This is a genomic window from Pedobacter cryoconitis (assembly GCF_003259615.1).
In the GTDB taxonomy this organism is placed as follows: Bacteria; Bacteroidota; Bacteroidia; order Sphingobacteriales; family Sphingobacteriaceae; genus Pedobacter; species Pedobacter cryoconitis.
This window is the reverse complement of sequence record NZ_QLLR01000008.1, coordinates 76252-100498: the sequence shown is the minus strand read 5'-3', so window position 1 is coordinate 100498 and position 24247 is coordinate 76252. Positions and strand designations below refer to the sequence as shown.

The following is a 24247-nucleotide window of genomic DNA, read 5'->3' as shown; positions in this document are numbered from 1 at the left end:
CGATGAACAAGATTTTACTCATTATACAAAGAGAATACCTGAGCCGTGTCAGAAAAAAATCTTTCATCGTGATGACGTTGTTAACGCCAATCATTGTGGCTGGGTTTTATGGAATGATCATCTATTTCTCTATTCAGGGCGCTACGTCTACCAATAACAGGATAGCAGTGGTAAATGACAATAAAACACTGACTGAAAAAATCGCTTCTACCAAAAATACAACTTACGTTTATGTTCATAAATCGCTGACAGAAATGAAAGCCAGCCTAAAGGATGAAGATTATGACTACATCCTTTACCTGCCTGAGTTTAGCCTAGATACCCCTTCAGGAATACAGCTTTTAGGAACTAAACAGGCTGGTTTTTCCATGAATAGCAAAGTAGTTGATGATGTGGAGAATACGATCAGAATTCAAAAGCTTAAAGAAAGTGGTATTGCGCAGGAAGATCTCGATAAATTAAAGGCTACTGTCAACATTGACAATAAAAAGATCAATCAAGCGGGTAAGGAAGAGGATTCGAGTGCTGGTGCAACAACTGTAATCGGGTATGCGTCTGGTATTCTGATGTTCACTTTTATCCTGATTTATGGCATCCAGGTGATGCGGGGTGTGATTGAAGAAAAAACAAGCAGAATTATTGAAGTGATGATTTCCTCTGTGAAACCTTTTCAGCTGATGATGGGGAAAATCATTGGTATTGCATTGGTAGGGTTAACACAGTTTGTACTCTGGATTTTACTGACGGCAACCATTTCAACTGTAGCGGTTCAGGCTTTTACGGGCGATAAAGCGCTGCAGCAAAGTACGGTTTCCGCTGTCCAGTCAAAAACGGGAGCTTCCATCGGGAAACAAGTGGCAGACAATGGCCCGGTTGCTTATATTCAAAAAAGTGTGGCTAATCTTGACCTGACTAAAATATTGCTGGTCTTTATATTCTTTTTCATTGGGGGCTATTTATTCTATAGTGCTCTTTATGCCGCAATCGGATCAGCGGTAGATAGTGAAACAGAGACGCAGCAATTTGTAATGCCGATTATGATGCCGCTTACTTTAAGTTATGCGTTATCTTTGAGTGTTGTGGTGAATGATCCTTATGGCCCGCTTGCTTTCTGGTTATCTATTATCCCTTTTACTTCTCCAATCGCTATGATGGTCAGGTTACCTTATGGTGTGCCCGACTGGCAGCTGGCGCTGTCTATGGGTTTACTGATTGCCGGATTTATAGGGACAGTATGGATAGCTTCAAGAATATACAGAGTAGGTATATTAATGTATGGCAAGAAAACCAGCTTGAAGGAAATGTTTAAATGGTTCAGCTACAAAAATTAAAAATTACAGTTAGACAATATTAACGGGACGGATGAAAGCAGCGGTTATTGATTTAGGTACGAACACTTTTCACTTAATTATAGCAGATCTTACGCCTTTAGGTGTGGAGGTCGTTTACAAAACTAATTTACCTGTACAATTAGGCCAGGGCAGGATCAATGAGAACTTGATTATCCCTGAAGCTTTTGAGCGCGGGATAGAGGCGCTAAGGGGGTTTAAAAAAGAAATAGATGCACAGCAGGTTACTATTGTGCGGGCAACTGCAACATCTGCGGTGCGAAGTGCTGGAAATGGAAAGGATTTCGTGATCGCTGCGCTTAAAATAGCAGGAATAGCTATTGAAGTGATTAGCGGTGAGGATGAGGCTGCGTATATTTTTAATGGTGTAAAAGCAACAGGCGTTATTCAACAGCAATCGCTGATTATGGACATTGGCGGAGGAAGTACGGAGTTCATTATTTGTAATCAGGATGGCCCGTTGTGGAAGAAGAGTTACAATATAGGTGCTGCCAGGCTATTACAGGCTTATTTTCATACGGATCCGATCAGCAGTAAAGATCAGACTGCGATACAGGCTCATCTTGATTTAGAGCTGGCAGATTTACTGGCCGCCTGTCAAAAATATGAGCCACAGGTTCTGGTAGGCTCTGCTGGTGCCTTTGAGACTTTCGCAGCGATGTTGCTGGAAGATGTTGACCTGAAAACTATCAGCTCGGCTTCATTTGATATAGCTCAGTACCACAGTCTTGCTGAAAGGCTGATTGCTTCATCGCATGCAGAGCGGGCTTTAATGCCAAATCTGATCCCGCTCCGGGTGGATATGATTGTCATCGCCGCCATCCTGACCAATTATGTGCTGGACAAAACAGGCGTAAAAGCAATCAGCTTGTCTACTTATGATTTAAAAATGGGGGTATTATATAAGATCTGGGCAGATCAGAAGTTTGAGAGTTCTAAGTAGAGTTTCTCTGTTGGCAACCCCATTACATTGGTATAAGAGCCTTCAATACGCTCTACTGCGATAAAACCCAGCCAGTCTTGTATGCCATAAGATCCGGCTTTATCCAGTGGACTATATTTGTTGATATAATGTTCTATTTCTTCTGTGCTGAGGCTTCTGAAACGTACTTCTGTTTGATCGAAAAAGGTTTTAAGCTTGTCTTTATAAGCCAGGCTTACCCCTGTATATACCTGGTGACTGGTGCCCGATAGTTTTTCAAGCATCAATTTGGCGTGTAATGCGTCTGTTGGTTTACCTAAAATCTCACCATTATAAGCCACGATAGTATCAGCGGTAATTACCAGGCTTGTTAAGCGTTCGTCCACGAAGGCCATCGCTTTCTTCTCTGAGATATAACAGGCAATGGCTTCCGGAGACAGGTGTTCAGGGTAACTCTCGTCTACATCTTTTAATAATACCTTAAAATCAAGTCCCATCAATTGCATCAGTTCTTGTCTGCGGGGTGATTTAGAAGCCAGAATAAGCGGAGTTGTTTGCTTGTACATATGAATATATTTTAGGCAAAAATAATAAAAGCGGCCCAAAGCCGCTTTTATTATTTTTCTTATTTAAAATTCAGTAAAGAATTAAGCTTTACTGATTCTCTGCTGGCTGAGCATTTCCTTGTCCGCCCATCCTGTTTTTCATAGCAGTTCTTCTTTCTTCCAGAAAAGTATCATAAGCTTTCTTCTGATTGTCAGTTAATACTGCTTTAATCTTATCATTGTTACTTTGCATCAGCGTCATCATTTTGGTACGCATAGCTTTTCTATCGTCACCAGCATCTTCGCGCGCTTTACTCATCTGTGTATTCTGATCCAGCAATATATCATGAATTTTCGTCTGCTGATCAGCATTCAAGGTTAACTTCTCAGTTAGCTGCGCAGTAGATTTTGTTGCTCTTTCTTCTGGTGTCCCGTTACGGTTACCGCCTTGTGCATGTGCAAAAGTTATTACGCTGAATAACATTCCGCAAATCATCAATAATTTCTTCATATCTATTCTTTTTTTAGAGATAGAGTTCAAAGTGAAAGGAAGGTTTAATATTGCTTTGTAACTTATTTACTGGAATCGGCAGCCGAAGGGTTGGCATCAAACCATTTACCCTGTATTCTTAATACTTTTTCAATGACATCCCTTGCTGCTGTCTGACCACCTTTAAAAGGCGAAACATATTCCGATACTGCTTTAATATCTGAACAGGCATCTGCCGGACAGGTAGGGATGCCTACAAGTTTCATTACATTCAAATCAGGAATATCGTCCCCCATATACAGTACCTGTCTGGGTTTAATATTATAGATTTCCAGATAATCATTGAAGACTTCAACTTTATCAGATACGCCTAAAAATACATCTGGTATCCCCAGACCTTCAAAGCGCTTTTCCATGGCCTGACCACGGCCGCCGGAAATGATACACACGTGGTATCCTTTTTTAACGGCCAGCTGTAAAGCATAGCCGTCTTTAATATTGAAAGTACGCATCAGCTCTCCGGAATCTGTTGCAATAACATCCCCATTGGTTAAAACGCCATCGACATCAAAAACAAATGTGGTAATTCCTTTAAGTTTCTGCAGTAACATCTAGTCTTGGTTATCTCTCCATTCATAAACCCAGGCAGACTGGATTTGCTCCAGGTGACCTTCATTGCTTTCTTCTCTTGTACCTTTGAAATTAGGCAGGGAAAGAACCCAGTCTACCAATTCCGTAAATCTGATCCTGTAGATTTTAGATTCATTAAAATCATTCCCAAACTTTTCATATAATTCCTGGGCAATATCTTCGTGGTCTTGCCAGTAAATAGGTAAAGCAAACTTATCCTGCATGTTTTCTTGTTTTATAATTTATTAATGGCCTAAAAATTCTGATTGGTTGGGGATAGTAACTTCGATATTTCCATTGATCACTATACACTGACAACCTAATCTGGAAGAAATCTTCGGACTTACTGCCCTGTCAATGAAATCCTCTTCTTTATCAGATATTTCCTGAATGTTATCCATTCCCTTAGTCACATATACATGACAGGTACTGCAACCACAAACACCGCCGCAGTTATGTTGTAAATCTATTCCATTATCCAAACAGACTTCCAGTACTGATTCTCCACCTGCAATTGGTAACTGAATTTGTGCCTTACCCTTTTCTTCAAAATTGACTGTTAATTGATAAATATTCATAATTGTTTTCAAAAATAAGCAGCAAAAACCGCAATATTGTTATAGATCAGTTTTTTTAATGCTATTACTTAATGTTTGGTAGATTTTCTGCAATCCGGGTGTGCCGCTCAGTAAATCAAGATGTCTTTTTATAGTTTCCTGGTCGTTTCGTATAGCCGGACCGGTTTGTGCTTCGCCTGGCGATGAGAACTGCACTTTTTCGGCCGTCTCCAGGATTAATGGTTTTAATAAATCGAAATTAAGGTTGTGTTGTGCCAATAATTCACTGCTCAGCTGATAAAGATGATTGCTGAAATTAGAAGCAAAAACAGCTGCAACGTGTAAAATACTTCGCTGCTGTGAGGTAACTACGGAAACCTTCGGGCTTAATAACTGTGCAATTATCCTGATCTTCTCCAGCGTATCTTCCCGGTCTGCTTCAATACATAAGGGTACCCTGGTCATTTCTACTGCTTTCGATTTAGAGAAGGTTTGCAAAGGATATAAGACACCATAACCGTTCTTTACTGCAGATAATACACTCATTGGTGTAGCGCCTGAAGTATGAACAACAACACCTTTTACGTCCGTTAAGTGTGCAGCAACTGAAGCGATTGCGCTATCCTTTACTGCGATAACATAACAATCAGCAGAACGATCCAGATCGTCCCAGCTGCTGATTGGTGTTGCTTTGGTTAAAGCGGCAAGGATTTCTGCATTTCTGCTATCCTGACTCCAAATCTGAACAATGTCAGCTCCAATCGCTTTAAAAGCGATTGCGAGATGTGTAGCCACATTTCCCGAGCCTATGCAAACAATATTCATGGAGAGTCAGTTTAAATTTCCCTGGTAAAAATACTTTTATTAAACTGACTTAATCTCTTTTTGTCTTCTGATGATAGAAATTACAAATCCAATCACCATTACGATTAAACCAACCCAGTATAAGTTGATAAAAGGGAATTCAATAGATTTAAATACAACCCAGTCTTTAGATTGCTGAGGTTTTTCAAATACTTGTAATTCAACTTTTTTCTGATCAGGAAGTATTTTCGTGAATCTCAGCCTTAAGCCCAATTCAGGAATATTACGTGCAAAGTCGAAAGTGTTATTTCCTTTGACTAAGAAAATCGGCTCAGTCTTATAAATCTTACCATTCAGGTTAATTTCCAATGGAAGTCCCACTGCAATATCGCCTTCTGCTAAAGCCAGGCTTTTCGCTGTTGGTTTGAAGTTAAGATCTTTTACGGTGATAATACCACTGCTTGTATGTAAGGTATCACCTGTACTCACGGTAACTACTCTTGGTTTTTTATAGTTCTGTTCATCACTTTGTGCATCGCTATCTGCATGTGCATCCTTTTTATCAGGGGCACTGGTAATATGTGTATACACATCATAAGTCAGGTAATGTTTGGTATCCGGAGAAGCAATCAAACCCATTTTCTCATTGATCTGAACACGTGGATTCAGGTTAAAGTCTTCTTTAAGCTTGCCTGTTTTCTCGTCAATCACTTTAAAGTTCAGTGTATAATAAGTATTAGGAGCTATCGTCGTATCGTTCGTATAAGTTACTGTAAAACGGCCCATTTTCTTAGGTTCGTTTTTGTACAGTACCATATTTTCACCTGGTTTTTCTACTTTTTCGAAGTCTTTTACCGGAATAAAGTTTGTCGCATTAATAGAAACAGGTTTACTTGTTGCCGCAGCAACCAGTGCTCCTACTAATAATAAAGCAAACCCGATATGCGCAACTGCTGCTCCTACTAATTTACCTTTACCACTGAATCCCTGGGTTAGCACACGTGCATTGGATAAAATAGCAAACATACAACTGAAAGAAAGCAAGATATAAATCAGGTTGTTATAAACATTAGTCACATAAACGAAACCTGCTGTAACCACAACTGCAATAATCAGCGTAGCAACCAGGCTGCTGTAGAATTTACGGGTATCGGTACGTTTGTATTTTAAGAATTGAGAGAAACCAGAAATCATGGTAATCAGGATCGCAAATGGAGCCTGCCATTGATTGTAATACTTAATGGCATCAATTGGTGGTGCAAAATTAGTTCCGAAAGCTTTATTGAATACAGGAACCGAAGTAGAGAAAATAACCTGGATACAGGCAACGGTTACGACAAGCGCACCAATGAACATCCAGAATTCTCTTGAATAAGTTTCTTCGTCTTTATTGGTAATCGGCAATTCTTTCCAGCGCAGAATAATCAGGACTACCGGAATAGCCAGGAACACTACGTTGTAAAGGATCAGGTGACCAAACATCCCCAAATCTGTGAAAGAGTGTACTGATGTTTCTCCCAGAATACCGCTTCTTGTTAAGAAAGAAGCATACAATACCAGGATAAAACTCACTAACACCAGGGCAATAGAAGTAAAGAAAGCATGACCGGTATTTTTGAAAGCAATCATAACATGGACTGCACCAATTAAGGTTAACCATGGAATCAATGACGCATTTTCAACCGGGTCCCATGCCCAGAAGCCACCAAAGTTAAGTGCTTCATAAGCCCAGAAAGACCCCATGATAATTCCTGTACCTAAAACCATCACAGCAAATAAAGCCCATGGCATAGCTGGTTTTACCCATTCTTTATATCTTTTTTGCCATAAACCAGTGATTACATAGGCAAAAGGAACAATCATACTCGCAAAACCAAGGAACAAAGTTGGCGGGTGAATAACCATCCAGTAGTTCTGTAAAAGTGGGTTCAACCCTCTTCCGTCGGTAATGAACTTCAGATAATTCTTATAGTTTTCAGCATCGGCAAATACTACCGGAGCCATTTCTTTTAAACTAACTGCGTCTCTTAACAGGATAAAAGGAGAACTTCCGATACGTTCACCAAAAATCTGAACGCCTAATAACATAGAAGTTAAAAACACCTGTGAAAAGGCAACAACTGTCATCACCCCGGTTTCCCAGGTTCTTGCTTTCCAGATCAGGATCGTTCCTAAAATAGCTTGCCAGAATGCCCAAAGCCAGAAACTTCCTTCCTGTCCTTCCCAGAAAGCAGAAACGATATAATATACAGGAAGTGTTTTTGAAGAGTGAGAATAAACGTAATAGTATTCGTTATAATGATTCAGGATCAAATAAAACAGTGTTACCCCAATTCCAATTACACTAAATAGATTAGTTAAAAATGCTATTCTTCCCAAACGTTGCCAGGATTTGTCTGCAAGGTCTTTGTTGCGGGTCGCAAAGAAATAAGAAATCGTTGAAAGTAGTGCAGCGGCAAACGCTAAAACAATAAAAAACTGCCCAACTTTGCCGGGGAGGAGGGTTTCTCCTGTGAATTGTATGTCCATTAAAATTATTTGTATTGTTTAACCTGTCCGTCCTGCTTTATCTCTACTAGGTCGTTATTATATTTAGAGGGGCACTTCATTAATATTTTAGAGGCGTAGAAAGTGCCATTATTCATCTTACCGATCAATACAAGCTTTTCAGAACGCTCAAAGTCTTGTGGTTTAGTCCCACTATAAATAACTTTCTCAATATCACCTTTTTCATCTTTCATATAGAAAGAGAAATGGTTAGCATCTTTTAAGGCATCATAATAAGTTCCCTTTTCTTTCGCCCAATGGCCCATTACGTGAAACTCTCTGGAGTCTTTAGCAGCTTCTGTAAAGGTCGAATAATTGCTCGTATCAGCATTTAAGCTGACCAGGAAACAAACACAGATAGCAATTGTAATTAAGCCAATAATTGCACTTTTTTTCATGAGAATATATCGTTTTTTGTCAAAATTGATGTTTGCAGCTATACGTTATATATTGGCTGCCTTTTCATGGTTAAAACATAAACTGGCTCCGCCAATTTAAACAGGACATAGCTTGCTTACACGAGCCTCCTCTCCTAACCCATTAAAAGAGTACACAAAGATAAAAAATATAAGTACCTAATGTCCCTTACACAGCGGCTAATACTTTAGATGACAAAATATTGATAGTTGGCTGACAAATAAACGACATAATGCCAGAAAAAGTTATTGGAGTGGCAGGAGCATCACTACTTAAGATACTCACTTTTAATCAATTGAGGCAGTTCTTTCCTTACACGCATCACTTTTGGTTTTGAGACACTTCTGATGTAAGGATCCCATAAATTACGCTCATAATAATCCTGATGTGAACTTTCCGCGGGATAAAAGACTTCAAATGGTTCCAGTTCTGTAACAAAACTATCGGGATAGTATTTTGCGGCCTCCATCTCTGCCATAACTTTAGCAATTGTCCTTCTTTCTTCAGTAGTGCGGTAAAAAGCAATTGACCGGTAATCATTTCCAGCATCTGGCCCCTGCCTGTTTAATTCAGTAGGGTCATGTGCGAAGAAAAAAGCATGCAGAAGTTGTGTGTAAGAAATCACATCCGGATTATAATAGACCTGAACAGATTCTGCATGACCAGTATTCTTACTCAGAACATCTTCGTAGGTGGGATTTACAGTACTCCCGCCTGCATATCCACTAATGACTGTATTTACACCTTTCAGCTGAACCATACTCTCCTGCATTGCCCAGAAACACCCTCCGGCAAAAGTAGCTACCGCCTCATTTGATTTGCGTACAGGTAAAACGGCAAACCCGTTACTGCTTGCTATTTGCTGCTTTCTGTCTGAGCAGGAAACAAACAATAAACTGATCATTACTAAATAAATGGCTGTTCTCATAGCTGGATGATTATAGGAATCATTCCTCCAGACCAATATACGAAAAGCCGGCAGCGTAGATTTTAATCAGAATGTCATATAAGCTGCAAAAAAAATCCGCAACGTTTTACACGTTGCGGATCTGATATATTTAGCTGAGGCTTATGGCCAGATACCTAAGTTCATGTAAGAAACAGCGATTTTGTCGATTGAACCAACAAAAGCAGCAGTTCTTAAAGTCTGGATACCGGGTTTAGTTAAAAGAGTCTCTCTGATTTCATGGTAAGAGTGGATCATTGTATCTTCTAATCCTGAATTTACTAATTCTAATTCAGAAGCACCTTTAACAATCATTAAACGGTGTTCAGCAGGAATACTCTGACCTGTTAAGCTTTCCAGTGTATTGATTAAGTTAGCATTTGAGTTTTCAGCATAACGTTTTTCCATACGGCCAAAAGCTACGTGAGAAAGGTTTTTCAACCACTCAAAGTAAGAAACAGTTACACCACCTGCATTACAGTACATGTCAGGAATGATAATACCACCCATTTCAGTGAAGATTTCTTCAGCTTCAGGAGTACATGGTCCGTTTGCACCTTCAGCGATAATTTTCGCTTTGATGTTTCTGATGTTTTCTGCAGTAATTTGATTTTCCAATGCAGCAGGAACAAGAATATCACATGGCTGCTCTAATCCTTCCATAGAATTTTTAAATTCTTTGGCTCCAGGGAAACCTAAGATAGAACCTGTTAATTTACGGTGTGCGAACACTTCGTCAACATTCAGTCCGTTCTCATTGTAAATAGCACCCTCAAACTCACAAAGACCAACAATAGTAGCACCGAATTCAGTAAGGAATTTTGCAGAGTGGTACCCTACGTTTCCTAATCCCTGAACGATAACTCTTTTATCATCCAAACCAGCTTTAAGACCGATTTTTTGCATGTCTTCTGTTACTCTAACACATTCTCTTACTGCATAAGCAACACCACGGCCGGTAGCTTCTTTACGTCCGCGGATACCATGTAAAGCAATTGGCTTACCGGTAACACAACCTAACGCATCCAGCTGACCTGGGTTCATGGTCATATATGTATCAGCAATCCAGCTCATTTCACGTTCTCCGGATCCATAATCAGGAGCAGGAACGTCAATACCAGGACCGATGAAATTCTTTTTAATTAATTCTGTAGTATAACGACGGGTGATGTTTTCCAGCTCACCTGTAGTATAGTTTTTTGGCGTAATTTTAATTCCACCTTTTGCACCACCAAAAGGAACATTCACGATTGCACACTTATAAGTCATTAGTGCCGCCAATGCCATTACCTCATCTTCATTAACCATTTCACTGTAACGAATCCCTCCTTTGGTAGGACTCATGTGGTGAGAGTGTTCAACACGCCATGCGTCAATTACTTCGAATCCATTTCCTCTTCGGATTGGAAACTGGAAACGATAAACACTGTTACAAGCTTTAATTTGGGAAAGTAAACCCTCTGGGTGACCGGTGAATTGTGCTGCGTTATCAAAGTTTTTACAGACATCTGTAAAAAAATTTGTCTCGTTTGCTGTAGTAGCCATTATTTGATTTTTATGAATTTGAATTATGTTCTTATTCTTATACCTGCAAAATTGCACTAAAAAAAACGATTAATACAAATTAATAATTGCTTAGTGTAAGTGAAACACCTCTCCAAAAATCACTCAAAAACCTGTGTTAAAGGCTTTAAAATAATTTTTTTACCTTAAGATTTTTTTTCTAGTTTTTTTAATCTGCGATCAATTGAGAACAGGAAAAAGATCAGTCCCAGTAAAATAACTGCCACGCAAACAACAACCACGTAAATTTTTTCTGATCCTGCAAGCGTATCGGTGATTGCAGAAGTCTGATCCTGTGCAAAAAGTTGCAGTGTAACCATTAACATCAGGACTGTAGTAATAAGTTTTTTCATCAGATTATATTTGTTTTTTTCGAAGTCTTTATTGTTTTTTAATTGCATTCAAGAGCACTTCGTGGTTTAACGGTTATGAAGCTATCATGATTTTATTTACATTTCGTTGTGCGATTTGAAAAATCATGATGGTTTCATCAGATTATATTTTATACTGTTTTGTTTTTCTCTATAGCGGACACCCTGAAAAGCAGTGTATATATCCAGTAGCCAATTAATATCCAGCCTAAACATGCCGGGTAGAAAACCATTCTCATATGGCTGTCCAGGTCATAAGCATTAAACCCCGGATTCCCTCCATTACCCGGATGCAGTGAATCTGATAATCTTGGTAATACAAAAAGCAATACCACCATCATCGGGAAGGCAAAAATATTATAGATTGCAGCAATCTTTGCTCTTTTCTGATCCTCATCAATTGCATTTCTCAGTACCAGATAAGCAAAGTACAATAAAAGGGCAATCGCAGCAAAGTTCTGTTTTACATCAAAACTCCAGGCTTGTCCCCAGGTAAATTTCGCCCAGATAGCACCTGTAATAATTCCAAGGATACCAAACAGTACACCAGCATTTACACTTTGTACCGCTTTCATATCATGTTCTTCGTTGTTATTGCTCAGATATTTTATACTATGGTATACCGAAACACTAAAAAGCACGATCATACTAAACCACATCGGAACATGGAAATACAGATTTCTAATACTTTGATGCAATATAGGTAAAGCAGGAACTGACGCTAAGAAGCCAGCTATTGTAGAATAAACTACCAATACCGCTCCTAAAATTTTCCACCAGGATTTATACATTTATTTCAGATTTAAGGTCGCTTGTTAAACCAATCACCATCAAAACGATCAGCTCAATTTTGCGAGTTCAAAGGTAACAAAGCTTTATATAATTTAGTTAATTTTTTAAATGCACCGTAAGCACTTTAGTCCCGCCACAAGTATGGAAACAACATCAGTGAAAACACGGCCACCAGTACATTGATAATCAAAAGGATTCCTATTTCATCCAGACTCACGCTTCTGTCCAGTCCGTCAATTGCATTTTTACTCAGCTTAATCAGTACCGTAATAACCGGTATAATCACAGGAAAACTTAAAATTGCCATCAGCATCCCGCCATTGCCAGCTTTGGAAGCTATCGCTGAAATCATGGTAAAAATGGTTGAAAAGCTCAGACTGCCCAGCACCGTAGCGACCAGATAAAGTCCCATATCTTCCGGCACATAGTCAAATACCAGCGTATAAAAGCCCAAAGCAATCAGCGTGAGCAACAACATCAAAAAGATATTGTAAATAGTTTTGGATATAATCAATGCCAGCGGGCTTGCAATCGTATAAATATACAGCTGCCTTCCCTTGCTTTCCTGAAGAAAGCTCTTGGAAACCGCATTAATAGAAGCGAACAACATAATAATCCAGAATAAAGCATTCCAGGTTACCCCTCTTAAAGAAACAAAAGAGAGAAAACAGACAAATACAGTAGATACTACATAAAGCACTACTCCATTCAACGCATACTTTGAGCGCCACTCCAGCAACAACTCTTTCCCAATTAAAAACTTAACTTCCTTTATTAACTGCATTCCGGCACAAATATAATTTTATGGATTGTTTTTTCACCGAAGCAGGGGCATTTACCCTTTAAATATTAATTATATTGTACTTCTATGATAAAAGAGCAGCTATAAGACTGCGATTAAACTTCTGAAAGTGGAATTTCCGGTATCTGCTGAATAACAATAACCTTCTTTCTAACCGTGATCAGAGGAAGTACACCAGCTAAAATCACGAACCATCCCCACTTATATTTTACCATTCCCGAAGCCAGGTTGATTAATTTCTTAAAATGTATAAAGCTAAAATAATCATGCGACTTAAACCATACAGCCGATAATGTTAATATAACCATTACAATTGCCGCCCATCCGCAGCCCCTTAATAAGCCAGTTTTGTTTAGAAAAGCTCCCAGGAAAGCAAGTATAACAATTACATAAAAAATAGTCCCCAGGGACTGATCTATACCAAAATAGTTCCAGTTTCCAATAATAGGGACATGTACCAAAGGGCACATTCCTCCAACAGCAAGTAATAAGGCACCAATTACACCTTGAATTTTCATAAAAAAAGCATATTTTAAATAAAGAGCTACAAAAATATCATCTATTTACTGAATTAACCTAAAATCCAACATAAATACTATACTTACACATGATATTTAGCTCAACCTAAACAAAAGCTCCTGCCGAAGCTTTTGTTTAGGTATAAAAGGGAAATCCTTTTATCTTGATTTTATTGTTTTTAAATTTTTGTCAATATCCACATATCTTGTAACCCCATCAATTTTAACAATTTCGTCTATTACAAAATCCAGCTTTTTGTGAACATTTTCAAAGTTAAACTGTATCAGATCAAATTTACCATCCGCTTCATCAAGCCTGGCTTCGACCACATCAAGTCTCGCTTCAATCTGATCGAGCCTTGCCTCAACCTTATCAAGCCTAGCTTCAATCTGATCGAGCCTTGCCTCAACCTTATCAAGCCTAGCTTCGATCCGGTCCAGCCTCGCTTCAATATGATCAAGTCTTGCCTCAATTCTATCCAGCCTTTCTTCAACCCTGGTAATTCTGATACTTAGACCTTCTATACTACCAACCAATACCTGAATAACTCTCTCCAGATTAGCTAACTGTTCTTTCAATTGTTCCATATCTTTAAATCATCTGCAATAAAACTACATAACTTAATTTAAAAACAAACAATTTAACTTTAAAAACACATACATATACATTATCCCTAACCAATATTCAAAATTACAATACAAATATGGATACGATAAAATTCTTACTTACCTGGATCAATCCCCATTTTATCTGCAAAATGCGCACAATAATCTCTTAAATCTTCGATAATCAAAGTTTCACCAGTTGCCTTTAAAAAACTATCGCCCATCGTCTGCAAAGTCTCATAAAAGAACCTTTTCATCTCATCTACAGGCATATCCTTAGTCCAAAGATCTATCCGCATTGAATTCTTATAATTATGGTCCCACAGCGCTAACATCATAGATTTCACAGGAACCTTTTCCTGCGTTTCCGCGTCTGTAGATTCCCACATCAAATTCTCCGGGACATTATTATCATCAAGCTCAACCGTTATTTTAATTTCTGCTGTTTTCATTACAATGTAATTCTTGTTTTTTGTTTTCTATTAAATCAAACCTCTGCTAAATATTACCCTAAACTAACCCTTAGAATAACCATCAATACCACAGTGAAGATGATCAAAGCACACTCCACTATCCATAATTTGCCAAGCAAAGGTATGAACTTCCGGAAAATCAGATCTGAAATGAAAGCAATAATTGCAGTTAAAACACAAAGACCTATTAACAATCCATTCACCCCCTTTTGTACAGGAAGCTGCTTATCCGGGCTAAAGAAAAGCAATAAAGCAAATACAATACAGCCCGAACTGACGATATTTAAAGGAGTTAATTTCAAGTCTAGGTTTTTTTGAATTTTCTTTTCTTCCAGGCCGGAGTTTTATCCATCTTTTTCTTCGCAGAAGCCGCAGCGGCCGCAGCAATTGCAGCAGCATGTTTTTTCTCATGGAAAGCCCCTTTGAAATCAGGATCATCTTTTCTTTTCTGATTATCGATTTCCCTGGCAATATACTGACGCTCTTCATAAGGAGTTTCTTCTACAAAAACCTCTTTCGGAAGCTCCAGAACCGGAATCGTCTGACGCATCAGTTTCTCAATTTTTTTAACATAATACATTTCTGCTTCCGTACAGAAAGTAAGTGCATCACCTTTCGCATAAGCCCTTCCAGTACGGCCGATACGATGAACATAATCCTCAATAATAATTGGAACATCAAAGTTGATTACATGACTAACCTCAGCTACATCAATTCCACGGGAAGCGACATCCGTAGCAACCAGCACACGAATATTTCCCTCTTTAAAACTATTGATCGAATTAATCCTCGTATTCTGTCCCTTATTCGCATGGATCACCCTGACCTCTGCAGCACCATATCTGCGTTCAATAAAACTGAAAATATTATCAGCCACAGTTTTAGTCTTACAAAAGATAATCAGACGCTTAAAATCTATCTCATTCTTCAATAAATGCTGTAAAAGATTGATTTTGGTCTTGAAATTAGGAACTTCATACAATCCCTGCGTAACCGTTTGTGCCGGAGTCGCTTGCTGGCCAACCTCAATAATAGTTGGATTTTTCAGAAAATCACCAGCAATCTTATGTACAAGATCACTCATCGTAGCCGAGAAAAGCAAATTCTGTCTTTTGCGCGGTACAACTTCCAGAATTCTGTGGATAGAGCCAATAAAGCCCATATCCATCATTTTATCTGCCTCGTCCAGTACCAGGAATTTCAGATATTGTGTATTAATATGTCCGGCAAGATAAATATCAAGGAAGCGGCCCGGAGTAGCGATAATAATATCTACACCAGCTTTCACCTGTTCTATCTGCGTTTTCGGACCAATTCCCCCAAAAATAACTACAGAACGTAAATCTGTATACTTTGAAAATATTTTGACATGCTCAGCAATCTGCATCGCTAATTCGCGTGTTGGTGCTAAAATTAAAGCACGTGGCGCATCGCCCTGAGCATATTTAAGCTGCATTAATATAGGCAGCACGTAAGCTGCCGTTTTTCCTGTTCCCGTCTCGGCAATCCCAAAAATATCTTGTCCCGATAAAACCGGTGCGATTGCTTTTTCTTGTATTGGAGTAGCAACCGTAAACCCTGCATCAGCGACAGCATTTAAAATCTGTCTGTTAAGGTTGAACTCTTCGAATGTTTTTGGCATTTTGCAAATATAATATAATTAATAGGAAGCTAATTAAGCGCTTCTTTAAATGTTATTTGTATGAATAAAGGGGGAAGGAGAAACTGACACTAATTTCTCACGGAACAGATCATGTTTTTTAATGCGTTTCATCAATAAAGAAACGCATTAAAAAACTAATCCAGAAATGATTGTCTATCTTAAAAACACGCAGACAGTCACTTCAGAAGATTTATAAATTGAAAGCCGGTTATGCTTCAACAGCAGCAACCTGTACTCTTGCCTTTAAATTTTTGAATTGGTAATCAGGAATTAAATCTCTTTTTTCATGTACTTGAGTAAATTCGAAAGATTCTTCAGTTTCTAAAGCTGTGATTGCATCCTTCGCTTTATTATAAGAACATCTGAACAATTCACCAGAATCAGTTGCTTTTCCACTTTTCTCCACCAGGTAATTCACTTTGTTTTCACTCAGTTTTTGCTGAATCTTACGCTCGCTTCTTCCTTGTGTAGTTGTTCTTGCATCAAATAAAAGAACCCAGTCATCAAAACCTGCATACCTGGTTTTAGGCATGTTTAAGCTTTTAATCCTGTCAATGATATTACTTGTAGAACCTACCTTAATCAAGGTTCCTTTTCTTGAACCAGCAATGTAAATAAAACCAGCTTCATGCTCTCTCAATAAAATTGCAATTTTTCCTGTTTCACACTGCGGACAATGACCCCCGATAGTTTTGAAATTATGATTATCATCTTTAGTACAACCGACAGTGTTGTATGCGAAGACTGTGTTCGTCTCAGACATACGCTGCTTTAGCTCTTCTGTCATCCCCTCTCCTTGTGCGTCAAACAGCAAATCCGCTGGGATTTTGTGTTTTTTTATAAAGCTTTCCTGTGTCTTGGTTAATACGTGTTTAATAGTCATTTCCAAAATTAGTCATATTAATTGGTTTTAAATCAGTTAAGACTGTAACTAGTATAAAAATAATCGTATATTTAACACTGGCTTTCACTTTAGCAATCGTAATCATGCCTGAAAATATTGCTTCAAAATCCTTAGATTTGGCAATATGAACACCATCCTTATAAAAGCCGCAACCTTAGTTAACGAAGGAAAAATTTATGTTGCGGACGTATTTATCAAAGACGGATTAATTGAAGAAATCAGTCCGGTAATAAACAGATCCGCCGATCAGGAAATCAATGCAGAAGGGTTACACCTGTTACCTGGTATGATTGACGACCAGGTCCATTTCAGAGAACCCGGTTTAACCCATAAAGCAGATATCTTTACCGAGAGTATGGCGGCAGTTGCAGGAGGGATCACCTCTTTTATGGAAATGCCGAATACAGTTCCGAATACCCTTACACAAAGCCTGTTAGCTGACAAATATCAGATTGCTTCTGAAATGTCCCTGGCTAACTACTCCTTTTTTATGGGTGCTTCTAATGACAACATTGAAGAAGTCCTGAAAACTGATCCGGCACAAGTATGTGGTATTAAAGTATTTATGGGTTCATCCACCGGAAATATGCTCGTTGATAATGAGCAGGTACTCGACAATATTTTCAGAGAAGCCCCGATGCTGGTTGCCACGCACTGTGAAGATGAATTGACCATCAGAACTAATATGGCTGCATTCAAAGAGAAATACGGAGAAAACATTACTATAGACATGCACCCGCTGATCCGCAATGATGAAGCTTGTTATATTTCCTCATCGCTTGCCGTTTCACTGGCTAAAAAACACAATACCAGGTTACATATTCTACATATTTCTACGGCCAGAGAAATTGCATTGTTTGATGCCATTACCCCGTTAAAAGATAAAAGAATTACTGCCGAAGCCTGCGTTCACCACCTCTGGTTCAGCGATCAGGATTACGCAACCAAAGGAAACCTGATTAAATGGAATCCAGCTGTTAAAACTGCAACGGACCGCGATGCTATCCTGAAAGGTGTATTAGATGGCCATATCGATGTGATTGCCACCGACCATGCCCCGCATACTATTGAAGAAAAAGCGCAAACTTATCTGAAAGCTCCGGCAGGAGGCCCACTGGTACAACATGCACTTTCTGCACTGCTGGAAATGTATCATCAGGGAAAAATTACACTTGAGAAAATAGTGGAGAAGACAGCACATAACGTAGCTACCTGCTTTCAAATTGACAGAAGAGGATTTATCAGAGAAGGTTACTGGGCAGACTTAGTACTTGTTGCATTAAATGATCCTGTTAAAGTGACTAAAGCTAATATTTTATATAAATGCGGCTGGTCACCTTTTGAAGGAGAAACTTTCAAAGCCGACATTACCCATACCTTTATCTCTGGAAACCTGGCTTACCAGAAAGGAAAGTTTATGACCAATGAAACTGGAAAACGATTAACTTTCAACAGATAAATGAATTTCGCGATCAAGTCAAAATTACGTCGTCTGGTTATATTAAGCTGTATTGCTTTACTGATTTTCCTTTTAGGATTGAACACTCAGCTCACAGAAACTATTTATTCCAGCGGTCTTTATCCTTTGACTTCGGTCGCTCAACGCTTCATCAGCTCACCGTTTCCTTTTGCGGTGGGCGATTTTCTTTACCTGCTTTTAATACTATACTGCCTCTGGTCGGTTTTTAAAGCAATCAGAAAAATAAAACACAGGACACCGGGGCAGCAATTGCGCTTCTTCTTTCCGCTGCAGCTGGCCAACTTTACACTGCTCTTATATATAGTCTTTAAACTCCTTTGGGGGCTGAATTATTCCAGACCTTCTATTTCCAGTCAATTAGGCCTTGGTAATCAAAAATATACGACAAAAGATCTTGTTCAATTAGGCGGCTTCCTGATTAACCGGGTCAATACTATTAAACAAAAAATAAGGCAGACCGGTGCCCAGAAAGAATTCAATATTAAAGAATTGGAAAGCGGCTCAAAAGCTGCTTATGATAAATTAGCAAAAACCAATTCCTTATTTACTTACAGGATACCAGCAGTTAAAGCCGTCATCCTGCAACAAACGATTACCAAATCAGGTATCGAGGGCTATTACGCTCCTCCATCGGGCGAGGCGAATGTCAACATGCTGATACCTGCAATAGATTTACCTTTTATCACCTGTCACGAAATTTCGCACGAACTGGGCGTAGCGCGTGAAGATGAAGCTAACCTGGTGGGTTATCTCGTTAGTACAGGCAGTTCAGATCTTAATTTCCAATATTCAGGTTACTATAACATCCTTCGAAACGTACTTTTCGAGATCAGAATTAAATCGCCCGAAGACTATGAGGTCCTCTTTAAAAAAATAAATGAGGCCACGCTTGCCGATTTTAAGAACGAGCAGGAATTCTGGAGAAAGTATAACTCTGAAATGTCAGGCTACTTTGGAGTTGCATTCGATAAGTTCCTTAAAATCAATAACCAGAAAAAGGGTATGGATAGTTACCAGGACATCGTTTTATGGGTATTTAACCTGCATAAAAAGGAATTGAATAAAACATTACAACCCTAATACATTTAAAATCTTAAATTTGCCGTGATTATGGCAAAGATATCCATCAACCTGGCAACAGGTTCTTTACAAAAAGAAGAAATCATTGTAGGAATTGATTTAGGAACGACCAACAGTTTGGTGGCCTTTATTGACCCGGACAAAAACCCTAAAGTTATAAATGACACAGGAAAAGGACTATTAGTCCCTTCTATTGTTCATTTCAATGCTGCAGGAGATACCTTGGTGGGTAATGGAGCAAAAGAATTTCTGATCACTGATCCGGCTAATACTATATTTTCTGTTAAACGTTTATTAGGCCGCTCTTATAAAGACATCGCTGGCCATCAGGACACCTTTTCTTACAAACTGATAGACGAAGGCAATGATTCGCTGGTTAAAATACAGGCCGGAGATAAATTCTATACCCCTATTGAGCTTTCGGCAGAGATCTTAAAAGAACTTAAAGCCAGAGCAGAGCATGCTTTAAAAACACCTGTTAACCGGGCTGTAATTACTGTTCCTGCTTATTTTAACGATAGCCAGCGACAAGCTACCAGGGATGCAGGCCGTTTAGCCGGACTCGACGTTTTAAGAATTGTCAATGAGCCTACCGCAGCAAGTTTAGCTTACGGAATCGGACTGGACCCTACAGAGCAGAAAACGATTGCCGTTTATGATTTAGGGGGCGGAACATTTGATGTTTCTATCCTGGCAATTCAGAATGGCATCTTTGAAGTATTATCGACCAATGGAAATACTTTCCTTGGCGGGGATGATTTTGACCGCGCTATTGTTCATTACTGGATTGAGAAAAATAAACTTGATGCAACTGCACTGACCGAAGATCCGGGATTGATGCAAACCCTTCGTTTAAAAGCGGAAGAAGCAAAAAAAGCACTCAGTACTCAAAATCTGTTCAATGAAAAAGCGGGAGATATGTGGTATACGCTGGACAGACATACTTTCGAGCAATTGATCGAAGCAAAAGTTACAGAGACTTTAAGCTCTTGTCAACAAGCACTGAAAGATGCTAAATTAACCATCAGCGCTATTGACGAAGTGGTTATGGTTGGCGGATCTACCCGTACACCTTATGTAAAAGCACAGGTTGCCGCATTCTTTGGCCGTCAGCCGCACGATCAGATCAACCCTGATGAAGTAGTAGCCCTGGGTGCTGCGATACAAGCAGACATCCTTGCAGGTAACCGGTCAGATATTCTGTTATTGGATGTTACACCGCTTTCTCTGGGTATTGAAACCATGGGAGGTTTAATGGATGTGATCATCGCCAGAAATGCGAAAGTTCCGACCAAGGCAGGCCGTCAGTATACCACTTCAATAGATGGCCAGGTGAACATGAAAATCTCTGTTTACCAGGGAGAGCGTGATCTGGTTAAGGAAAACAGGAAGTTAGCTGAATTCGATTTAAAGGGTATTCCGTCGATGCCGGCAGGAATGCCTAAGGTAGATATTAATTTCATCCTGAATGCCGACGGAATATTAACTGTTCAGGCAGTTGAGTTACGTTCTGGCGTGAAACAGGAAATAGATATTACCCCAAGTTACGGCCTTACGGATGATACGGTAGAGAAAATGCTGATTGACAGTATTACGCATGCAGAAAGTGATGTTGCGCAAAGAATGCTGATTGAAGCCCGTGGCGAAGGAGAACAACTGGTTTATACTGCAGAGCGTTTTATTGATAAAAATGGCTTTGTATTAACTCCGGAAGAACTGGAAAACACTAAACTGTATATCACTGCTTTAAGAGAAGCTTTGACCGAAGGAAATAAAGATACCATCCTTAAAAAGGCCGGCGAACTGAATGAATTTACGCGTCCTTTCGCTGAACGGTTAATGGACATCGCAGTTTCGAAAGCCATGAAGGGAAAATCAATCGATTAACTAAAACCGGCTGAAAAACATTTATAACCATAATACTTTAGAATAGCCTTAAATTTACGAAAATGAAAAGACCTTTCATTTTCGTATTTTTTTTAGCGCTCACCCTGCTAACCAGTTCCTGGGGGTTTTTCGCGCATATGCGCATCAACAGGCTCGCGGTATTTACCTTGCCTGCGGGGATGAACAGGTTTTACAAATCCAATATACAATACCTTGCAGATCATGCCGTAGACGCAGATAAAAGGCGTTATGCAGACACCGCCGAAGCACCCCGGCATTACCTTGACATCGAAGTTTATGAAGCAGAGACTGATAGTATCCCCCGGAAATGGAATGATGCGGTCAAAAAATATGGATTGCAAAAATTGGCTAAAAACGGGACATTGCCCTGGCAGATCCAGCGCACTTATTATCAGCTGGTCAAAGCTTTTAAAGACAGGGATTCTATAAAAATATTATTTCATTCTGCCTATATAGGCCATTATATCTCAGATGCACATGTTCCACTGCATACCACAGAAAACCACAATGGCCAGTTGAGCAATCAGTATGGCATCCACGCCTTTTGGGAAAGTCGTTTACCAGAATTATTCTCTGAAAAATACAGCTTTTTAGTAGGCAGGGCCCTTTATATTGATGATCCTTTAAAAGAAACCTGGAAAATCATTACCCATACCCATCAGCTTGTTGACAGTGTGTTATGGATTGAGGCCCATTTAAACCGTAATTTTCCAGTATACCGGAAATACAGCTATTCCAAAAGAAATAAGCAGGTAATGAAACAATATTCCTTTGAATATTCCGGGGCTTACCATACCAATATGAACCAGATGGTTGCCAGACAAATGCGAGCATCCATTTTGGCTACAGGCTCTTTTTGGTATTCCGCATGGGTAGATGCCGGACAGCCAAAGCTTGAAAAGATGATTAAAGTACCGCCTGATGTGGCGGCAGAGAAAGAAATAAAGGAGCTGAATATGAAATTCAGCTCCGGAAAAATTATTGGCAGAGAGGATTAGCTCTCGATAACGTCTTTAGTTTTGAATCTTGATTTCACTGCTGCAAAGATTACAGGAGCAAACGTAACTACCGCGATGAAAAGAATTACGATAGAAAAATTGTCTCTGACAATCGGAATCTGTCCCAGTAAAAATCCAGCGAAAAGTAAACTTGCAATCCATCCTATTCCTCCAATGATATTATAATAAGTAAATCTGCCAAATGGCATTTTCGCTACACCAGCAACAAAAGGAGCTATAGTTCTGAAAATCGGCAGGAAACGACTGAAAATGATCGCTTTACCACCGTGTTTTTCAAAGAACATATGTGATTTATTATAATATTCCAGCTTTAAGATTTTATTACCTTCCTTGAAGACCTTTACCCCAAAGAAGCTACCCAGACGGTAGTTTAAACTGTTACCCAATATAGCTGCAATGGCCAGGATAAGAAACATAATCCATATATCAAGACCAGTGTTACCTTTAGCAATCAAAGCCCCTACTGCGAACAGCATAGAATCACCAGGTAAAAATGGAGTCACTACAAATCCGGTTTCGGCAAAAATAATTAGGAATAAAATAAGATAGGTCCAGGTCTGGTAATTGCTTACCAGCTTAACCAATTCTACATCTGTGTGCAGAATAAACTGTATCAGCTGATTAATGATGTCCATAGTGTATCATAGCAAACGTCATTATAGCGTGTTTATTTCGCGTATAATGACGTTCAGATAAGTTATTTATATAAAATTAATTATAGTTGTTCAGCATAACCGGCATAACCAGCATCAGGACATCTTCGTTTTCGTCGTTGGTTTGAGGGATCAATAATCCAGCACGGTTAGGTGTAGAAAGTTCCAAAGTAACTTCTTCACCAGAAAGGTTACTTAACATTTCGATCAGGAAACGTGCATTGAAGCCTATTTCAAGATCTTCACCTTCATATTGACAGCTTAAACGCTCATGGGCCTCATTGGCAAAGTCAAGATCTTCAGAAGAGATATTTAATTCGCTGCCGTTGATTTTTAACCTTACCTGGTGTGTTGTTTTATTTGCGAAAATAACCACACGGCGTAAAGTATTCAGGAATAAAGCCCTGTCAATAATTAATTTGTTAGGATTATTAGCAGGGATTACTGCTTCATAATCAGGGTAACGCTCATCGATTAAACGACATACCAGGTTGATATTCTCAAACTTGAAGAATGCGCTGGTTGCATTATAATCAACTGATACATTAATATCTGTTGAAGGTAAAGCTGCTTTTAATAAAGTCAGTGCTTTTTTAGGCAGGATGAAGGAAGCTGTTTTATCTGCTTTGCTGTCCATCCGTCTGTATCTTACCAATTTATGTGCGTCAGTAGCTACAAAAGTGATAAACTGGTCAGATAACTGGCAAAAAACACCTGTCATTGCCGGACGCAGTTCGTCATTACTCACTGCGAAAATAGTTTTGGTAATTGCTTCTGTTAAAACTGAAGCAGGCAAGTTTACAGAAGAAGCGTTTTCCACTACTGGAATTTTAGGGAAATCATCTCCATTTTCTCCGCTCAGTTTGTACTTTCCGTCACCTGCACTAATTTCAATAGAAAATGTAGCATCATCAATATTGAAAGAAATTGGCTGATCAGGAAGTGTTTTCAAAGTATCTAATAAGATTCTTGAAGGTACAGCAACTTTTCCGCCCTCTTTTGATTCAACAGGTAAAGAAGTAGTCATACTGGTCTGCAAATCTGTAGCGGAAATCGTTAAACTTCCGTCTTTAATCTCGAAAAGGAAATTTTCCAGTATCGGCAAAACAGTACTGCTGCTTGAAGCACCATTAACTGTTTGTAAATGTTTTAATAGCGTTGATGTGGATACAATAAATCTCATAATATGATTATGTCAGTTCTCAAAA

At 39.1% G+C, this 24247-nt stretch carries 27 protein-coding genes; 6 read left to right on the top strand and 21 right to left on the bottom strand.

Translation table 11 applies throughout. The annotated features are described in order from the left end of the window. Positions 1–2: 2 nt before the first annotated feature. The gene (locus LY11_RS10775; protein ID WP_111633714.1) at positions 3–1331 is read left to right on the top strand and encodes an ABC transporter permease; all 1329 of its coding nucleotides are present in this window, start codon (positions 3–5) and stop codon (positions 1329–1331) included. Between the two features lie 31 nt (positions 1332–1362). After that, complete coding sequence (locus tag LY11_RS10770) at positions 1363–2292, top strand: Ppx/GppA phosphatase family protein (RefSeq protein WP_111633713.1); 930 nt, start codon at positions 1363–1365, stop codon at positions 2290–2292. Here the strand turns inward: LY11_RS10770 and LY11_RS10765 are convergent. From LY11_RS10765 to LY11_RS10675, 19 genes are all read right to left on the bottom strand, one after another. Then, entirely contained in the window at positions 2268–2837 is a 570-nt protein-coding gene (locus tag LY11_RS10765; protein WP_111633712.1) for a Maf family protein, read from the bottom strand. The two genes, LY11_RS10770 and LY11_RS10765, sit on opposite strands and share 25 nt — an antisense overlap. A gap of 88 nt (positions 2838–2925) precedes the next feature. Further along, positions 2926–3327, bottom strand: a complete 402-nt coding sequence (locus tag LY11_RS10760) for a hypothetical protein (RefSeq protein ID WP_111633711.1) — start codon at positions 3325–3327, stop codon at positions 2926–2928. 62 nt (positions 3328–3389) lie between these two features. Continuing rightward, on the bottom strand, positions 3390–3917 hold the full coding sequence (locus LY11_RS10755) for a KdsC family phosphatase (protein WP_111633710.1): 528 nt from the start codon (positions 3915–3917) through the stop codon (positions 3390–3392). Beyond that, on the bottom strand, positions 3918–4160 hold the full coding sequence (iscX, locus tag LY11_RS10750) for a Fe-S cluster assembly protein IscX (protein WP_111633709.1): 243 nt from the start codon (positions 4158–4160) through the stop codon (positions 3918–3920). A gap of 21 nt (positions 4161–4181) precedes the next feature. Further along, entirely contained in the window at positions 4182–4514 is a 333-nt protein-coding gene (locus LY11_RS10745) for a 2Fe-2S iron-sulfur cluster-binding protein (RefSeq protein ID WP_068395147.1), read from the bottom strand. A 39-nt stretch (positions 4515–4553) separates the two neighbouring features. Then, positions 4554–5318: a Rossmann-like and DUF2520 domain-containing protein gene (locus LY11_RS10740; RefSeq protein WP_111633708.1), complete on the bottom strand. Its 765-nt coding sequence runs from the start codon at positions 5316–5318 to the stop codon at positions 4554–4556. Between the two features lie 39 nt (positions 5319–5357). Continuing rightward, positions 5358–7826, bottom strand: a complete 2469-nt coding sequence (locus LY11_RS10735; RefSeq protein ID WP_111633707.1) for a heme lyase CcmF/NrfE family subunit — start codon at positions 7824–7826, stop codon at positions 5358–5360. Positions 7827–7831: 5 nt separating this feature from the next. Next, the gene (locus tag LY11_RS10730; RefSeq protein ID WP_111633706.1) at positions 7832–8242 is read right to left on the bottom strand and encodes a cytochrome c maturation protein CcmE domain-containing protein; all 411 of its coding nucleotides are present in this window, start codon (positions 8240–8242) and stop codon (positions 7832–7834) included. A gap of 287 nt (positions 8243–8529) precedes the next feature. Beyond that, positions 8530–9189, bottom strand: coding sequence for a peptide-methionine (S)-S-oxide reductase MsrA (gene msrA / locus LY11_RS10725; protein WP_111633705.1), 660 nt, complete (start codon positions 9187–9189; stop codon positions 8530–8532). 141 nt (positions 9190–9330) lie between these two features. After that, positions 9331–10752, bottom strand: coding sequence for a Glu/Leu/Phe/Val family dehydrogenase (locus tag LY11_RS10720; RefSeq protein ID WP_111633704.1), 1422 nt, complete (start codon positions 10750–10752; stop codon positions 9331–9333). Positions 10753–10916: 164 nt separating this feature from the next. Next, positions 10917–11123, bottom strand: coding sequence for a CcmD family protein (locus tag LY11_RS10715; protein WP_068395138.1), 207 nt, complete (start codon positions 11121–11123; stop codon positions 10917–10919). Positions 11124–11272: 149 nt separating this feature from the next. After that, the gene (gene ccsA / locus LY11_RS10710; RefSeq protein WP_111633703.1) at positions 11273–11932 is read right to left on the bottom strand and encodes a cytochrome c biogenesis protein CcsA; all 660 of its coding nucleotides are present in this window, start codon (positions 11930–11932) and stop codon (positions 11273–11275) included. A gap of 125 nt (positions 11933–12057) precedes the next feature. Continuing rightward, positions 12058–12717 (bottom strand): heme exporter protein CcmB, encoded by a 660-nt coding sequence (locus LY11_RS10705; RefSeq protein ID WP_111633702.1) that lies wholly within the window; start codon positions 12715–12717, stop codon positions 12058–12060. Positions 12718–12830: 113 nt separating this feature from the next. Then, positions 12831–13253 carry a hypothetical protein gene (locus LY11_RS10700; RefSeq protein WP_111633701.1) on the bottom strand — a complete coding sequence of 141 codons (423 nt, stop codon included), beginning with the start codon at positions 13251–13253 and terminating at the stop codon, positions 12831–12833. A gap of 159 nt (positions 13254–13412) precedes the next feature. Beyond that, the gene (locus LY11_RS10695; protein ID WP_111633700.1) at positions 13413–13841 is read right to left on the bottom strand and encodes a coiled-coil domain-containing protein; all 429 of its coding nucleotides are present in this window, start codon (positions 13839–13841) and stop codon (positions 13413–13415) included. 134 nt (positions 13842–13975) lie between these two features. Then, positions 13976–14311 carry a gliding motility protein GldC gene (gene gldC / locus LY11_RS10690; RefSeq protein ID WP_068395129.1) on the bottom strand — a complete coding sequence of 112 codons (336 nt, stop codon included), beginning with the start codon at positions 14309–14311 and terminating at the stop codon, positions 13976–13978. A 53-nt stretch (positions 14312–14364) separates the two neighbouring features. Further along, a complete protein-coding gene (locus LY11_RS10685) occupies positions 14365–14634 on the bottom strand; it encodes a hypothetical protein (RefSeq protein ID WP_232324669.1) in 270 nt (89 codons plus the stop codon). A 2-nt stretch (positions 14635–14636) separates the two neighbouring features. Beyond that, positions 14637–15974, bottom strand: a complete 1338-nt coding sequence (locus tag LY11_RS10680; protein WP_111633698.1) for a DEAD/DEAH box helicase — start codon at positions 15972–15974, stop codon at positions 14637–14639. Positions 15975–16203: 229 nt separating this feature from the next. Then, positions 16204–16878 carry a GIY-YIG nuclease family protein gene (locus LY11_RS10675; protein WP_111633697.1) on the bottom strand — a complete coding sequence of 225 codons (675 nt, stop codon included), beginning with the start codon at positions 16876–16878 and terminating at the stop codon, positions 16204–16206. A gap of 145 nt (positions 16879–17023) precedes the next feature. Here LY11_RS10675 and LY11_RS10670 point away from each other — a divergent pair, with 145 nt between their 5' ends. The 4 genes from LY11_RS10670 to LY11_RS10655 all read left to right on the top strand — a co-directional run bounded on the left by LY11_RS10670 (position 17024) and on the right by LY11_RS10655 (position 22365). Then, positions 17024–18358, top strand: coding sequence for a dihydroorotase (locus LY11_RS10670; protein ID WP_111633696.1), 1335 nt, complete (start codon positions 17024–17026; stop codon positions 18356–18358). Continuing rightward, positions 18359–19459 (top strand): DUF3810 domain-containing protein, encoded by a 1101-nt coding sequence (locus LY11_RS10665; RefSeq protein WP_111633695.1) that lies wholly within the window; start codon positions 18359–18361, stop codon positions 19457–19459. It begins immediately after the preceding gene. Between the two features lie 30 nt (positions 19460–19489). Then, positions 19490–21346, top strand: coding sequence for a molecular chaperone DnaK (gene dnaK / locus LY11_RS10660; protein ID WP_111633694.1), 1857 nt, complete (start codon positions 19490–19492; stop codon positions 21344–21346). A gap of 62 nt (positions 21347–21408) precedes the next feature. Beyond that, positions 21409–22365, top strand: a complete 957-nt coding sequence (locus LY11_RS10655) for a zinc dependent phospholipase C family protein (RefSeq protein WP_211321524.1) — start codon at positions 21409–21411, stop codon at positions 22363–22365. Here LY11_RS10655 and LY11_RS10650 read toward each other — a convergent pair. Continuing rightward, on the bottom strand, positions 22362–23021 hold the full coding sequence (locus tag LY11_RS10650) for a VTT domain-containing protein (RefSeq protein WP_111633693.1): 660 nt from the start codon (positions 23019–23021) through the stop codon (positions 22362–22364). The genes LY11_RS10655 and LY11_RS10650 overlap by 4 nt on opposite strands. Positions 23022–23097: 76 nt before the next feature. Further along, positions 23098–24222 (bottom strand): DNA polymerase III subunit beta, encoded by a 1125-nt coding sequence (dnaN, locus tag LY11_RS10645; protein WP_068395112.1) that lies wholly within the window; start codon positions 24220–24222, stop codon positions 23098–23100. Between the last annotated feature and the right edge of the window lie 25 nt (positions 24223–24247).